The organism is Streptomyces sp. NPDC003691, assembly GCF_053981115.1.
The window spans coordinates 87,231-102,354 of sequence record NZ_JBSFNQ010000004.1 but is presented as its reverse complement, the minus strand read 5'-3'; the positions used below and the strand labels follow the sequence as shown (position 1 = coordinate 102,354).

Genomic DNA, 15,124 nt, shown 5'->3' with positions numbered 1-15,124 from the left:
CCGTACGCCCCGTTCCGATAAACGGACCGCCCGGTCATGTTCTGAACCGTAGCACAGAACCGGACCGCACGGTCCGCTTAGGTAGGATGGGTGCCATGACAAGAGCCGACGCCGTACGCAACAGACGACTGCTGATGGACGCCGCGACCGCCGAGTTCGCCGAGAACGGCATGGACGTGTCGATCACCCGCATCGCCACGCGCGCTGGCGTGGGCAAGGGGACCGTCTTCCGCCACTTCGACACCAAGGAACAACTGCTGGCCGAGATCTTCAGCGACCGTCTCGAAGAGCTGGTCGCCGCCGGGGAACGCCTTGCCACGGCGGACGACCCCGGGGCCGCGCTGCTGGAGTTCATGACCATCGGCACCGAGATCCAGGCCCGCGACCGCTCCTTCTGCCAGGCCGCGGCCGCCCTCTCGCGCTCCGAGGTCACCGTCCGCACCTCGCGCGAGCGGCTCGCCGATGTGGCCGACACCCTGGTCGGCCGGGCCCGGGAGGCCGGGGCGGTCCGCGACGATGTCACGGGGCTGGACATCGTGCTGCTGCTCAGCGCCGCCTCCCAGGCGGTCCTCAGCATCAGCGAGGAGGCGCCGGGGCTCTGGCAGCGCTATCTGGCCATGATCTTCGACGGTCTGAGCACCGGCCCCGCCCGCCCGCTGCCGGTCCCCTCCCCCACCCGTGCCCAGTTCACCGGCTGAACCCGACGCGCCGCCGAGGGACCCGGATACCCCCGCCGAGGGCCCCCTCCGATGCGCCCGGCCGATCCCCCGGCCGCACCACCCCCACCCTTGTTGCACACTTATTGCAACTGCACTCCACCCGCATCAGGCCGCGCAGCAGGCCGGGGAAAGGCGCGAGGGACCGCCATGGGCTCACCAGTAGTACTCGGCATCGAGTCGTCGTGCGACGAGACCGGCGCGGGAATCGTGTCCGGCGGCAGACTGCTGGCGCACGTCGTGGCGTCGAGCATGGACGAGCACGCCCGCTTCGGCGGCGTGGTCCCGGAGATCGCCGCCCGGGCCCATCTGCAGTCCTTCAACCCTGTGGTACGGGAGGCCCTGGACCAGGCGGGACTCCGGCTCTCCGACCTCGACGCGGTCGCCGTGACCACCGGGCCGGGCCTGTCGGGCGCGCTCCAGGTCGGCCTGGCCGGTGCGAAGGGCCTGGCCTACGCGGCAGGCGTACCGCTGTACGGGGTGCACCATCTCGCCGGACATGTGGCCGCCGACACCCTGGAGCACGGCCCGCTGCCCGACCCCTGCATGGTCCTGATCGTGTCGGGCGGGCACACCTCGCTGCTGCTGGTGCGGGATCTCGTCCGGGACCCGATCATCCATCTGGGTGACACCGTGGACGATGCGGCGGGCGAGTGCTTCGACAAGGTGGCGCGGGTCTTCGGGCTGCCTTATCCCGGCGGACCGGCCATCGACCGGGCCGCCCGGGAGGGCAACCCGTGCGCGGTCGCCTTCCCCCGCCCGCTGACCGGGCCGCGCGACGACCCGTACGCCTTCTCCTTCTCCGGGCTGAAGACCGCCGCCGCCCGCTGGGCCGAGAAGCACCGGCTCGACGGCACCGAACTGCCGGTGGCCGACGGCGCCGCCTCCCTCCAGGAGGCGGTCGCGGACGTCCTGACCCGTAAGGCGCTGGCCGCCTGCCGGGCCTACGAGGTCGGCACCCTGGTGGTGGTCGGCGGGGTCGCGGCGAACTCCCGGGTCCGCGCCCTGGCCGAGGAGCGGTGTGCGGCGGCCGGGGTGGAGCTGCGGGTTCCGCCGCTGACCCTGTGCACCGACAACGGCGCCATGATCGCCGCCGTAGGAGATCTCCTGGTCCGGGCGGAGGCCGCCCCGGCGCAGCTCGGCGTGTCGATCGACCCGTCGGCACCCCTGGAGTACGCGGCCCTCCACCCGGTCGCCGAGGCCGCGGCCCGTATCGCGTAACCCCGGCCAGGCCCCCTCACCCCTCGGAGGAACCGTGCGCACCGCCGATATCCGCTCCCGCTTCCTGGACTTCTTCGCCGCCAGGGGCCACACCGTCGTCCCCGGTGCGCCGCTGCCCACCCCGGATCCGACGCTGCTCTTCGTCAACGCGGGCATGGTCCCCTTCAAGCCGTATCTGACCGGCGAGCAGGCCCCGCCGTGGCCGCGGGCGACCAGCGTGCAGAAGTGCGTCCGGACCCTGGACATCGAGGAGGTCGGCAAGACCACCCGGCACGGCTCCTTCTTCCAGATGAACGGCAACTTCTCCTTCGGGGACTACTTCAAGGAGGAGGCCGTCACCTATGCGTGGCAGCTCTCCACCACCCCCGTCGCGGACGGCGGATACGGCCTCGACCCGGACCGGATCTGGGTGACCGTCCACCACTCCGACGACGAGTCCCGGGCGATCTGGCGGAAGGTCGCGGGGCTCCCCGACGCCCGCATCGTGGCCCGGGGCGACGAGGACAACTTCTGGTCCATGGGCGTCCCGGGACCCTGCGGCCCCTGCTCCGAGCTGTACTACGACCGGGGCCCCGCCCTCGGCCGCGCGGGCGGCCCGGCGGTCGACGAGGACCGCTACATGGAGTTCTGGAACCTGGTCTTCATGCAGTACGAGCGCGGCGAGGGCCCCGGCAAGAGCGGCTATCCGATCCTGGGCGAACTGCCCCGGCGCAATATCGACACCGGAATGGGCCTGGAGCGGATGGCCACCCTCCTCCAGGGCGTCGACAACCTCTACGAGATCGACGAGACCCGCCCCGTCCTGGACCGCGCCGCCGAACTCGCGGGGGTGCGGTACGGCGCCGACGAGGAGGCCGACGTCCGGCTCCGGGTCGTCGCCGACCATGTCCGTACGGCCCTGATGCTGCTCGCCGACGGCACCACCCCGGGCAACGAGGGCCGCAGCTACGTCCTGCGCCGGATCCTCCGCCGCTCGGTCCGCTCCATGCGCCGGCTCGGCTTCCGGGACCCGGCTCTGCCCGAGCTGCTGCCCGTCGCCCGGGACTGCATGGCCCCCTCCTACCCGGAGGTCGCCGAGGGCTTCGCCCGGATCGCCGACCGGGCGTACGGCGAGGAGGACGCCTTCCGCACCACCCTCAAGCAGGGCACCACCGTCCTCGACACCGCCGTCGCCGCGGTCAGGGCGGACGGCGGACGGGTACTGCCCGGCGCCCAGGCGTTCCTCCTCCACGACACCTACGGCTTCCCCGTCGACCTCACCCTGGAAATGGCCGCCGAACAGGGCGTCGAGGTCGACCGGGAGGGCTTCACCGCCCTGATGAACGCCCAGCGCGAACGGGCCCGCGCGGACGCCCGGGCCCGTAAGTCGGGCGGTACGTCGGACACTTCGGCGCTCCGCGCGGTGCTGGACGCCCACGGGCCGACCGACTGGCGCGCCTGGTCCGCGCTGACCACGGAGTCCACGGTGCTCGCCCTGCTCGGGCCCGCCGGACCGGTGCCCGCCGCCTCGGAGGGCGACCTCGTCTCCGTCGTACTGGACCGCTCCCCGTTCTACGCGGAATCCGGCGGCCAGGACAGTGACGCGGGCCGGATCTCCGGCGCCTCGGCGGAGGCCGAGGTGCTCGATGTGCAGCGCCCGCTGCCGGGCCTGGTGGTCCACCGGGTCCGGGTCACCTCGGGGGAGCTGGCCACCGGGGACGCCGTGGCCGCCGCCGTCGACCCCGAGTGGCGGCTCGGCGCCCGCCAGGCCCACTCCGGCACCCATGTTCTGCACGCCGCCCTCCGCGAGGTCCTCGGCCCGACCGCCCTCCAGTCCGGCTCGTACAACCGGCCCGGCTACCTCCGGCTGGACTTCCCCTGGCGCGGCGCCCTCTCCCCCACGGTCCGCGGCGAGATCGAGGAGTCCGCGAACCGGGCCCTCCGCCGCGATCTGCCGGTCGGCGTCCGCTGGATGCCCCTCCCCGAGGCGAAGGAGCTGGGCGCGCTCGCCCTCTTCGACGAGGTCTACGGCGAGAAGGTCCGCGTCGTCGAGATCGGCGGGGCCTGGTCCCGCGAACTGTGCGGCGGCACCCATGTCGACCACGCCTCGCAGATCGGTACGGTCGCGCTGACCGCCGAGTCCTCCGTCGGTTCCGGGATGCGCCGGCTGGAGGCGGCCGTGGGTGTCGAGGGCTTCGGCTACCTCGCCCGCGAACGCGACCTCGTCTCCCGGATCGCGGAACAGCTCGGCGCGCCCCGCGCCGAACTCCCGGACCGGATCGCGGGCCTGCTGGACCGCCTCAAGGCCGCCGACCGCGAGAACGCCCGCCTCAGGCAGCAGGCCACCGGAGCCCGCGCCGCCGAACTCGCCGCCGGGGCCGTCTCCGCAGGCTCCGTCCGGGCGGTCACCACGACCACCGAAGACCCGGCCGACGACGCCCGCGCCCTGGCCACGGCGATCCGGGACCGCCTCCCCGCGGACACCCCGGGCGCGGCCGCCGTCGCCACCCCCGCCGGAAACCTGGTCGTCGCCCTCAACCTGCCCGCAGTCACCACCGGCCTGAACGCCGCCGCCCTGGTCAAACACCTCCTGAACGGCCGCGGCGGCGGCTCCCCCGCCCTGGCCCAGGGCGGCGGCCTCACCGCGGCCGGAATCCCCGACACCCTGCGGGAGTTCCTGCGCACCGTCACGGAGACACCGGGCTAGGCACTCCGTCCGGGGTTCCCTGCCCACCCCCTCTCCCTCTCCTCCCTCCTCCCTCCTCCCTCCTCCCTCCTCCCTCCTCCCTCCTCCCTCCTCCCTCCTCCCTCCTCCCTCCTACTCGACGATATGGCGCAGATAGGCGTCCGGATTGCCCAGATACCGCCGCCAGTGGTCGACCAGCTCCAGGTCCTTCCACGCCGTCCGGTGGAAGCCGTGCTCGCCCACCTCGACGATGTCCGCGCCCGGGGTACCGGCCAGCACGGGCGAATGGGTGGCACAGACGATCTGCGCACCGCTGCGGCCGAGTTCGTGCATCAGCCCGACGAGCTGGAGACAGGAGGTGAACGAGAGCGCGGCCTCGGGTTCGTCCATGACATAGAAACCGGGGCCGTCGAACATCGCCCGGAACATGGTCAGAAAGCCTTCGCCGTGGCTCATCGCGCTGGTGTCCTCGGCCCAGTACCCCGGCACCCCGCCGAGGTTCTCGGTCATGTCGAACGCGGTCTCGGCCCGCAGGAAGAAACCCTTCTTCTTGCTGCGCGGCCCGGCGAGCATCCGCGCCCCCGCCCGGGTCGTATCCGCCCGCAGCACCTCGCCCAGCGCCGTCTTCGACGCGTCGGGCCGCCCGTAGCGGCGGGCCATCCGCCCGCCGTAGGCATCGAGTTTGAAGCTCTCCGCGATCGCCTCGACCAGGGTGGACTTCCCCGAGCCGTTGCCCCCGACCAGAAAGGTCACCGGACGCTCGAAGACGAGCCCCTCGTCCAGCAACCGGGCGACCGCCGGCACGGTGTACGGCCACTGCCCGCGCCCGGCCGCGTCCGGCGCCAGCCCGTACGGCACGGATACCCGCTCGACGAACACTTCGCCACCCCTCCCGGATCAGCCGACGCTCTTGGCCCAGTACATCCCGACCGACCCGTGCCCGGACACATCGGCGAAACCGTACCGCTCGTAGAGAAAACGGGCGGGCCCGTCCGCGATCAGCGACACATAGGCCCCCGCGGGCGCGCGCCGCTCCAGCTCCGCCGTCAGCGACTCCATGATCACCTTGCCGAGGCCCTTCCCCTGGTGCGCGGGCAGCACACAGACGTCGACGACCTGGAAAGCGGTCCCCCCGTCCCCGATCACCCGCCCCATCCCGACGGCCCGCCCCTCGTACCGCACCAGCACGCCGTACCAGGTGTTCGGCAGCCCGGCCGCGGCCGCCGCCTCGCTCTTGTCCGAGAGCCCGGATTCCGTGCGAAGCCGCCGGTAGTCCTTGACGGAGGGCACACCGGAAGAGATTTCGTAAGGATCGTTCAGCACATTCAAAGATTACAAGCTGTCGAGTCGTCGCCGCAGATGGCGGCGTTCGACATCGTTGCGGGCCGCCTCGACCGCACGGCTCATCAGCTCCCGCGCTTCGGGATACCGGCCGAGCCCGGCCGTAAGCTCGGCGCCGAGCACCAGCAGCCGGTGGTCCCCGGGAGCGGCCCGGACACCCTCCAGAGCGGCGAGACCGGCGGCGGGCCCGCGGGCGAGAGCGATGGCAGCGGCACGGTTGGCCAGGACCGCCGGGGACGGTGCCTGTTCGGCGAGCCGGTCGTAGAGGGTGACGACGGCTTCCAGGTCCGGCACGGGCTGGACCCGGAGGGCGGCGATAGCGGCCTCCAGCACCCACCGGCCCGGCCGGTCACCGCTCCGGCGCAGGGCGCCCGCCGCCAGCGCGAGCCCCCGGCCGATATCGTCCCACCGCCAGCGGCTGCGGTCCTGATCGGCGAAGAGCACCAGGTCGTCGCCGTCGGTGCGGGCATCGCGCCGGGCGTCGGTGAGCAACAGGAGTGCCGACAGCCCGAGGACTTCGGGTTCGTCGGGCAGCAGCCTGCGGAGCAGAGCCGCCAGACGCAGTGCCTCGTCGCACAGGGTGGCGCGGATCAACTCCGGTCCTTCGACCGCCGTATGCCCTTCGGTGAAGACCAGGCCGATGACGGTCAGCACGGCGTCCAGCCGGTCGGGCCAGGCGGCGCGGGGCGGTATCTCCAGCGCGATCCCGGCGTCGCGGATCTTCCGTTTGGCGCGGACCAGGCGCTGGGCGACGGTCGGTTCGGTGGTGAGCAGCAGCCGGGCGGTTTCGGCGGCGGTCAGTCCGCACAGCAGACGCAGGGCGAGCGGCACCTGGGCGGAAGGGGCGAGGGCCGGGTGGCAGCAGGTGAAGACCAGCCGGAGAAGGTCCTCGGCCGCGGTGTCGGACCAGTGGACGGCGGCGAACGGGTCGTCGGGATCGCCGACGCTGTCGGCGGCCGGTTCGTCGCGCAGCTCACCGGCCAGGGCGGCGAGTTTCTCCACGGCGACCCGGTCGCGGCGCAGCCGGTCGAGGACCTTGCGGCGGGCCGCGGTCTGCAGCCAGGCTCCCGGCCGGGCGGGGATCCCGTCGCGGGGCCAGGTTTCGAAGGCCGTGGCGACCGCGTCGGCGGCGGCGTCCTCGGCCCGGTCGAGGTCCCCGGTCCACCGGGCCAGACCGGCCACCAGCGCGGGCCATTCGGCCCGGTAGACCTGTTCGACGGCGACCTCGACCGGGTTCGGCATCCGCTCAGCCCAGCTCGGCCAGGGGCCGGACCTCGACCGAACCGAAGTCCGCGGCCGGGCAGTCGGCCGCGTACTTCAGCGCGGTGTCCAGATCGGCGGCCTCCACGATCCAGAAGCCGCCGAAGGACTCGGTCAGCTCGGCGTACGGCCCGTCGGTGAGCAGGACGTCCCCCTGCCGGTTCCGCACCGTGGTCGCCGTATCGGCGGGCTGCAACTGCTCCGCACCGCGCAGCACTCCGGACTCGGCGAGCGCCTGGGTGAAGGACACGAAACGTTCCATCACGGCCCCGAACTCCTCGGGGGCCATTCCCACCAGGGCGGAGTCGTCGACGTGCGACATCAGGATGTAGCGCATGGCATTCCCTTCCTTGCGGCGGCGGTACCGCCTCTCACCTGTCCGACGCGCGTACGGGCAAGGTTTCGACAGCGTAGGACAGGCATTTTTTCCGGCCGGCCGGAACCCGGGCGCCCCGGCCGGCCGCTCAGGCGAACCGCGCCTGCAACGCCCCGAGAGTCCGGTCGATCGCCGTACCGGCCCGCCGCGGAAAGCCCGCGAGCTCCACCAGCCGCCGGGCCCGCTTGGCGGTGTAGTCGAACGTCTCCGTGACCTCGGTACCGCCGGGCACCGCCCGCAACTCCCACCGCCACACATGCCGCCCGCGGTGCCGCCATGCGATCAGGGCGTCCTGCTCGAACTCCACCACGGTGTTGGTGGTCGTATAGCCCTTCATCCGCATCCGGAACACCGCCCCCTGCTCCAGCCGCACCGGCCCCTCCACAACCCCCTGCACCTCACCACTGCCGTCCAGCCCGGCGTGCTCCCCCGGCGCGGCCAGCAACGCAAAGATCACCGCCGGCGGAGCCCCGACGACGACCTGTCGGCTCACCAGCGCCAGGGTGGGCATCCCGGGTCGGGCAGTGGTGCTCATGAAGACCTCCTGTGACGTCGTACGCGGGAGCCGATCGCCACCCCGCTCACTCCGTCGACGCCCGAGCGCCCCTCATTTCGACACCACCCCGGAAACCAGCGGAAACCCCTCCGGGAACCCTGTCCGGACATGAGAAAACCCCAGGTCACGATCTTGGTGACCTGGGGTTCTCCTACTGAGCCGCCTTCGGGATTCGAACCCGAGACCTACGCATTACGAGTGCGTTGCTCTGGCCAACTGAGCTAAGGCGGCGTTACCCCGACGCAACTTTTCTACGAGAGAACGTTCGCATCAGCAGCGGAGCTGAGTCTACAGGGTTATCGGGAGTGCTCCCGACCATCCCCCTTCCGACCAGCGGCGGGACCGGTTCCGGGGCCGGAACCGGTCCCGCCGCTGGTGGCCTCAGCGGCAGCGCTTGCCGTCCTGGGGCGGGGTGCCCTCCAGGAGGTAGGTGTTGATCGCCGTGTCGATGCAGTCGCTGCCGCGGCCGTACGCCGTGTGGCCGTCGCCGTCGTACGTGAGCAGGCGGCCCGAGTCGAGCTGGGCGGCGAGGGCGCGGGACCACTTGTAGGGGGTTGCCGGGTCGCGGGTGGTGCCGACGACCAGGATCGGGGAGGCGCCCTTCGCCTCGATGCGGTGCGGGGTGCCGGTGGCGGGGGTGGGCCAGTACGCGCAGTTCAGGGCCGCCCACGCGAAGTTCCGGCCGAAGGTCGGCGAGACCTGCTCGAAGTCGGGCACCGCCGCCCGGACCTCTGCCTCGTCCGGGAAGGCCGGCGGGGAGTCCAGGCAGTTCACGGCCGCGTTGGCGAACATCAGGTTCGAGTACGTGCCGTCGGTGTCGCGCTCGTAGTAGGAGTCGGCGAGCCCCAGGAGCCCCGCGCCCCGGCCGGCCATCGCGTCGGTGAGTGCGACCCGGAGCTGGGGCCAGGCGGCCTCGTCGTACATCGCGGCCAGGACGCCCGTCGTCGCCAGCGACTCGGTCAGCTCCCGGCTCCCGCCCGTCGCCACCGGCTCGCCGTCCAGCCGGTCGAAGAACTTCTTGAGACGGGTCCCGGCGTCCGCGGCCGAGGTACGGCCCAGGGGGCAGTCCTTCCGTTTCACGCAGTCCTTGGCGAAGGACTGGAACGCCGTCTCGAAGCCCTCCGTCTGGTCCCGGTTGAGCTGCCGCGCCGACAGCGACGGGTCCATCGCCCCGTCGAGCACCAGCCGGCCCGTCCGCGCCGGGAACAGCTCCGCGTACGTCGCGCCCAGGAACGTGCCGTACGAGGCGCCGACGTACGTCAGCTTCTGGTCGCCGAGCGCGGCCCGGAAGACGTCCATGTCCCGGGCCGTGTTCGCGGTGGAGACATGGGGCAGGACCGTACCGGACTTCTTCGAGCAGCCCGCCGCGAAGTCCTTGAGTGCCGTCAGCAGCTTCGCCGCGTCGGGCTGGTCGTCCGGGGTCTGGTCGACCTGGGTGTACGCGTCCATGGCCTTGCCGTCGAGGCATTCCACGGGCGCGCTGCGGGCCACGCCCCGCGGGTCCATGGCCACCATGTCGTAGCGGGCGCGGACCGGGGCGGGGTACCCGATGCCCGCGTACGACTGGAGGAAGTCGACCGCGGAACCGCCCGGCCCGCCCGGGTTGACGTGCAGCGAGCCCAGCTTCGCGCCCGGGCCGGTGGCCTTCTTGCGGGCCACGGCCAGATCGACGGTGCCGCCGTCGGGCTTCGCGTAGTCCAGCGGCGCCTTGAGCGTGGCGCACTCGAAGCCGCCGGTACCGCACTTCCGCCATGCCGGCTTCTGGGAGTAGAAGGGCTTCAGCTCCGCCGAGGGAGCGGACCGCGCGCCCTGGCCCGAGCCGCCCTTCGACGGGTTCGCCGAGGCACTGGACGAGGAGCCCCCGCCGGTGCAGCCGGAGAGCAGCAGGCCCGTGGCTGCCAGTGCGAGGGCGGAACTGCGGAGCAAACGGCGTGGGTCCATCCCCGGAGCCTAGGCGACGCACCTCGCATACGGTCCGTTTCCTCCCTTGCTGTCCCCGCACCCGGGCCCGTACGGGTGAATGCCCCGGAGCGCCGCGCTCAGCCCGCGCGCAGGGCCATCGTCATCGCCTCCACCGCCAGCAGCGGTGCCACATTCGCCCCCAGCGCCTCCCGGCAGGCCAGGACCGCCTCCATCCGGCGCAGCGTTCGCTCCGGAGTCGACTCACGGGCGATCCGCTCCAGCGCGTCCTGGACGTCCGTATTGGCCAGCGCGGTCCGGCTGCCGAGCTGAAGGGCCAAAACATCCCGGTAGAAGCCGGTCAGATCGCTGAGCGCGAGGTCCAGACTGTCCCGCTGGGTACGGGTACGGCGCTTCTTCTGCCGGTCCTCCAGCTCTTTCATCGCCGAGGCCGTCCCGCGGGGCATCCGGCCGCCCTGGGCCCCGCCGAGCGCGGTCTTCAGCTCCTCGGTCTCCTTGGCCTCGACCTCGTCGGCGACCTGCTTGGCGTCCTCGGCCGCGGCGTCGATCAGCTCCTGGGCCGCCTTCAGCGCCCCGCCGACGTCACCGACGCGCAGCGGCAGCTTCAGCACTGTCGCGCGCCGGGCGCGCGCTCCCTCGTCGGTGGCCAGCTTCCGGGCCCGGGCGATATGCCCCTGGGTGGCCCGGGCGGCGGCCGCGGCGGCCTCCGGCTCGATCCCGTCCCGCCGTACGAGCACATCGGCGACCGCTGCGACCGGCGGTGTCCGCAGTGTCAGATGCCGGCAGCGCGAGCGGATCGTCGGCAGCACATCGTCCTGCGAGGGCGCGCAGAGCAGCCACACCGTCCGCGGCGCGGGCTCCTCGACGGCCTTCAGCAGCACATTGCACGCGCCTTCGGTGAGCCGGTCGGCGTCCTCCAGGACGATCACCTGCCAGCGGCCGCCGGCGGGCGAGAGCTGAGCGCGGCGGACCAGCTCGCGGGTGTCCTTGACGCCGATGGAGAGCATGTCCGTGCGGACGACCTCCACATCGGCGTGCGTACCGATCAGGCTGGTGTGGCAGCCGTCGCAGAAGCCGCAGCCCGGTGTGCCGCCGAGCGCGCGGTCCGGGCTGACGCAGTGCAGTGCCGCCGCGAACGCCCGCGCCGCGGTCGCCAGACCGGACCCGGGCGGTCCGGTGAACAGCCAGGCGTGCGTCATCTTGGACGCCTCGGGCGGAGCCGTCCCCGCCGCTGCCGCCGTCACCAGCGCATCGGCGTCCCGCGCGGCGGCTTCGAGCTGCTCGCCGACCTGTTCCTGACCGACCAGGTCGTCCCAGACCGTCATGCCGTCACCCCTCCTTCTCCGATCCCCGGTCCCCGACGCGCCGGGGCCCTGCCCGCGACACCGGTCCCGGGGGGTGGTCCGGAACCGTGCCGCGTGTTCCCCATTGTGAGGGGTGGGTACGACAACGCGTGAACCCGCAGGCCGGACGGGTACCGGACCGGGTACCGGACCGGACCGGTACTGCGCGGTCCGGTCGGTGCCCAGTCAGTGGCAGGTCCGGTCCGGTCGGTGCCCGGGCGGGCCGCCGAGCGCGGCACCGGGGCCGTACCCCCGGGCTCACCTGCCGCGGCGCGGTCCGCCCTTGCCGCCGCCCCGGCCGTCCCGGTTGTCGTCGTGCGGCCCGAACAGCTCGTCCGCGAGCGTCGGCACCTCGTCCAGCGGGGTCTCCTCCGCCCAGTCGGACCGGCGGCGCGGGGCGCCCGTCTCCGGGTCGATCTGCGGCAGCTCCCGCGTACGGTCGTTGGGCCCGGCACCGCCGTCGGCTCCGCCCGTCCCACCGTCCTCGTCGCGGAAAATGCCCTGCGGTACGCGGTCGGCCGGCGACTCGCCCCGTACGGGCTTGTCCCGTACAGGCTCGTTCCGCACGGACTCATCCCTTACGGGAGGGAGCACGGCCGTCTCGTCCGCATCGCGTACGGGAGGCAGCACCGCGGTCTCGTCGACGTCCCGGACCGGCGGCAGCACCGCGGTCTCGTCCGCGTCCCGCGCCCCCCGCTCCGGCGCGACCTGCGGGACCTGCGGGATCTCGTGCGTCTCGTCGTCCGGGCGGACGATCGGCGTCGGCACGGTCACCTCGTTCGCGGACTCCACGGAGTCAGCGGAGTCCCCGGCCGAGGCCTCCGGCACCGGCGGAGCCGGCAGCTCCGTCGTCACCGTCGTCTCGGCCCTGCGCCGCGCCTCCTCGGCCTCCGCCGCCAGTCGCGCGGCCTCCGCCTCGGCCGCCAGCCTGGCCTCCTCCGCCTTCCGGCGCGCCTCCTCGGCCTTCAGCAGCGCCTCTTCCGCCTTGCGCTGCTTCTCCAGCCGCCGTTCCTCGGCCTCGGCCCGCAGCCTGGCCTGCTCCTCGGCGAGCCTGCGCAGCCGCTCCTGCTCCTCCTGGCGGGCCTTCTCCTCGGCCTCCCGCTTGCGGCGCTCCTCCTCCGCGAGCCGGCGGGCCTCCTCGGCGCGCCGCCGGGCCTCCTCCGCCTGCCGTTCGGCCTCGGCCTGCCGCGCGGCCTCCTCCTCGGCCTTGCGCCGGGCCTCCTCCTCGGCCCTCAGCTTGGCGAGCTGCTCCTGGCGCTCCCGCTCCAGGCGCTCCTCCTCCGCCTTGCGGGCGGCTTCCTCCTCGGCCTTGCGCCGGGCCTCTTCCTCGGCCTTGCGGCGGGCCTCCTCCAGCGCCGCGACCTCGGCCGCGGACAGCGGGAGCATCCGGTCGAGCCGGTGCCGTACGACGGTGGTGACGGCCTCCGGCTCCTGGCCGGCGTCCACGACGACGTACCGTCCGGGGTCGGCGGCGGCCAGCGTCAGGAACCCGGCCCGCACCCGCTGGTGGAACTCCAGCGGCTCCGACTCCAGCCGGTCCGGTGCCTCGGTGAACCGTTCCCGCGCGGTCTCCGGGGAGACGTCCAGCAGCACGGTCAGATGCGGAACCAGCCCGTCCGTCGCCCAGCGCGAGATCCGCGCGATCTCCGTAGGCGAGAGGTCCCGCCCGGCGCCCTGGTAGGCGACGGACGAGTCGATATAGCGGTCGGAGATCACCACGGCGCCGCGTTCCAGCGCCGGGCGGACCACCGAACCGATGTGCTCGGCCCGGTCGGCCGCGTACAGCAGCGCCTCGGCACGGCTGGTCAGCCCGGCCGACGAGACGTCCAGCAGGATGGAGCGGAGCCGCTTGCCGACCGGGGTGGCCCCCGGTTCGCGGGTGACGACGACCTCGTGGCCCTTGGCCCGGATCCACGAGGCGAGGGCCTCGACCTGGGTGGACTTGCCGGCGCCGTCGCCGCCCTCGATGGCGATGAAGAAGCCGTTCGCGGCGGTGGCCTGCCGCGGGTCGGAACCGCCCCGCAGTGCCTCGCCGAGATCCCGCCGCAGCGGTACCCCGGCCCGGTCGTCGGTCTTCGCCAGGACGACCGCGGCGACCGGCAGCAGCAGCGCGCCCACCAGCATCAGCGTGAACGCGGCCCCGCCGTGCGCGAAGACGAAGTCGCCGCTCGCGAGGCGGTGCGGCCCGATCGCCGCCGCCAGCAGCGGCGCAACCAGCGCGCCGAGCGCGATCGCGACCCGGACCACGGCCTGGAGATGGTCCGTCGTCCGGGCCCGCCGGGGCTCCTCGGTCTCCTGGTCGATCAGCGCATGGCCGGTGGCCGCGGCGACACCGGCCGAGAAACCGGCGGCGGTGGAGATGAACAGGACGGTCGCCGTGTCCGGCACGAAACCCGTGGCCAGCAGCGCGACCCCGGTCACCGCGAGGGCGAGCGCAAGGAGGCGGCGGCGCGAGAGCGCGGGCAGCACGGACCCGGCGGCGCGGATGCCGAGCCCCGTACCGCCGGTCAGGGCCAGTACGAGCAGGGCGTACGCGGCGGGCCCGCCGCCGAGGTCGTAGGCGTGCAGTACGGAGACGGAGACGGCGGCCGCGATCGCGGCGGCGACCGCGGCGCAGCCCAGCAGGAACAGCGTCACCGAGCTGGTACGACCCCGGTCCGCGGTCCGCGCGCCGTCGGCGCCGTCCGCCGCGCCGGGCCTGCGCAGGCCCTCCAGCGGGGAGCGGGGGCGCGGGCCGGCGCCGCCGGGCAGGGTGACCGCCCAGAGCAGCGATGCCGAGGCGGCGAAGAGCCCGGCGGCCAGATACGAGGCCAGGGCGGCCTGGTGCAGCTCGAACCACTCGATTCCCGTGCCCAGCAGCTCGGCCACCAGCACCGCGGCCAGCAGCACCACGGCGGCCACCGGGATCACCAGGAATGAGGTCCGCAGCCAGAGCCGCCGGAGCGCGTCGAGGTGGTCGGGCAGCGGGCGCACGGCGGCGCCCTCCGGCGGGGGCGCGGGCAGCAGCGCGGGCGCCGCGCCGTCGCGCGCGACGGTCCACAGCCGTTCCGCGGCACCGGTGACGAACACGGTCACCAGCAGGAGCAGGGTGGCGTTGGCCGGTGTCCAGTCGATCCACAGCGGGGCGACGATCAGCAGCGCGAGCCGTACCCCGTCCGCCCCGATCATCGTCCAGCGGCGGTCGAGCGGGCCCGACGGCGCGGTCAGCGAGGTCAGCGGGCCCAGCAGCACGGCGCCGAAGAGGATCGTGGTGACGACGCGGACCCCGAGCACGGCGGCCACGGCGAACGCGGCACCGCGGTAGCCGTCGCCGAAGGTGGCGTCCGAGACGGCGGCCTGAAGGGTGAGCAGAACGAGGACGAGCAGCCCGACCACGTCCGCGACACCCCCGGCGACCTGTGCGTTCCACAGCCGCCGCAGGGTGGGGACTCTCAGCAGGGAGCGCAGGGCGCGCTCGCGGGAGTCCGCGGCGAGGGCCTCGTCGGGGCCCGGACCGGGTGCGGGGGTGGCGGTGGAGGTGGCTGCGCCGGAGTCTGAGGCAGTCTCTGAGACGGCGCTCACGACCGCCTTCGGCTCGTCTGGCTGCTCGGCTCGCGTCATCCGCCCAGCCTATCCGGAGCGCCCCCGCCGCCGGAGGCCCGTACGAACGCGCGACCGTACCCTGCAGCGAGGGCCGTACCCCTTTGATACGAGGGTGTTACCAGGCATTACGGGGTGTACGGAGCC

The 15,124-nt window shown here is 73.4% G+C and carries 11 protein-coding genes and 1 tRNA gene; 3 read left to right on the top strand and 9 right to left on the bottom strand.

Annotated features, from left to right (window positions below; genetic code table 11):
• The first annotated feature begins 95 nt into the window (after positions 1–95).
• The 3 genes from ACWDR0_RS03515 to alaS all read left to right on the top strand — a co-directional run bounded on the left by ACWDR0_RS03515 (position 96) and on the right by alaS (position 4,623).
• Positions 96–698 carry a TetR/AcrR family transcriptional regulator gene (locus ACWDR0_RS03515; protein ID WP_456349935.1) on the top strand — a complete coding sequence of 201 codons (603 nt, stop codon included), beginning with the start codon at positions 96–98 and terminating at the stop codon, positions 696–698.
• Positions 699–866: 168 nt separating this feature from the next.
• Positions 867–1,937 (top strand): tRNA (adenosine(37)-N6)-threonylcarbamoyltransferase complex transferase subunit TsaD, encoded by a 1,071-nt coding sequence (gene tsaD / locus ACWDR0_RS03510; RefSeq protein WP_456349934.1) that lies wholly within the window; start codon positions 867–869, stop codon positions 1,935–1,937.
• Positions 1,938–1,971: 34 nt separating this feature from the next.
• Positions 1,972–4,623, top strand: a complete 2,652-nt coding sequence (gene alaS / locus ACWDR0_RS03505) for an alanine--tRNA ligase (RefSeq protein ID WP_456349933.1) — start codon at positions 1,972–1,974, stop codon at positions 4,621–4,623.
• A gap of 111 nt (positions 4,624–4,734) precedes the next feature.
• On the opposite strand, the gene ACWDR0_RS03500 is transcribed toward alaS, so the two are convergent.
• The 9 genes from ACWDR0_RS03500 to tmk all read right to left on the bottom strand — a co-directional run bounded on the left by ACWDR0_RS03500 (position 4,735) and on the right by tmk (position 14,998).
• Positions 4,735–5,481: an AAA family ATPase gene (locus ACWDR0_RS03500; protein WP_456349932.1), complete on the bottom strand. Its 747-nt coding sequence runs from the start codon at positions 5,479–5,481 to the stop codon at positions 4,735–4,737.
• 18 nt (positions 5,482–5,499) lie between these two features.
• Positions 5,500–5,931, bottom strand: a complete 432-nt coding sequence (locus tag ACWDR0_RS03495; protein ID WP_456349931.1) for a GNAT family N-acetyltransferase — start codon at positions 5,929–5,931, stop codon at positions 5,500–5,502.
• A gap of 3 nt (positions 5,932–5,934) precedes the next feature.
• Positions 5,935–7,185, bottom strand: coding sequence for an RNA polymerase sigma factor (locus tag ACWDR0_RS03490; protein WP_456349930.1), 1,251 nt, complete (start codon positions 7,183–7,185; stop codon positions 5,935–5,937).
• Between the two features lie 4 nt (positions 7,186–7,189).
• Positions 7,190–7,540, bottom strand: a complete 351-nt coding sequence (locus ACWDR0_RS03485) for a YciI family protein (RefSeq protein ID WP_456349929.1) — start codon at positions 7,538–7,540, stop codon at positions 7,190–7,192.
• Positions 7,541–7,667: 127 nt separating this feature from the next.
• Positions 7,668–8,114, bottom strand: coding sequence for an SRPBCC family protein (locus ACWDR0_RS03480; RefSeq protein ID WP_456349928.1), 447 nt, complete (start codon positions 8,112–8,114; stop codon positions 7,668–7,670).
• A gap of 178 nt (positions 8,115–8,292) precedes the next feature.
• A tRNA-Thr gene (locus ACWDR0_RS03475) sits at positions 8,293–8,366 on the bottom strand.
• A gap of 150 nt (positions 8,367–8,516) precedes the next feature.
• Entirely contained in the window at positions 8,517–10,076 is a 1,560-nt protein-coding gene (locus tag ACWDR0_RS03470) for an alpha/beta hydrolase (RefSeq protein WP_456349927.1), read from the bottom strand.
• A 98-nt stretch (positions 10,077–10,174) separates the two neighbouring features.
• Complete coding sequence (locus tag ACWDR0_RS03465; RefSeq protein ID WP_456349926.1) at positions 10,175–11,380, bottom strand: DNA polymerase III subunit delta'; 1,206 nt, start codon at positions 11,378–11,380, stop codon at positions 10,175–10,177.
• 276 nt (positions 11,381–11,656) lie between these two features.
• Entirely contained in the window at positions 11,657–14,998 is a 3,342-nt protein-coding gene (gene tmk / locus ACWDR0_RS03460; RefSeq protein WP_456349925.1) for a dTMP kinase, read from the bottom strand.
• Positions 14,999–15,124: the final 126 nt, after the last annotated feature.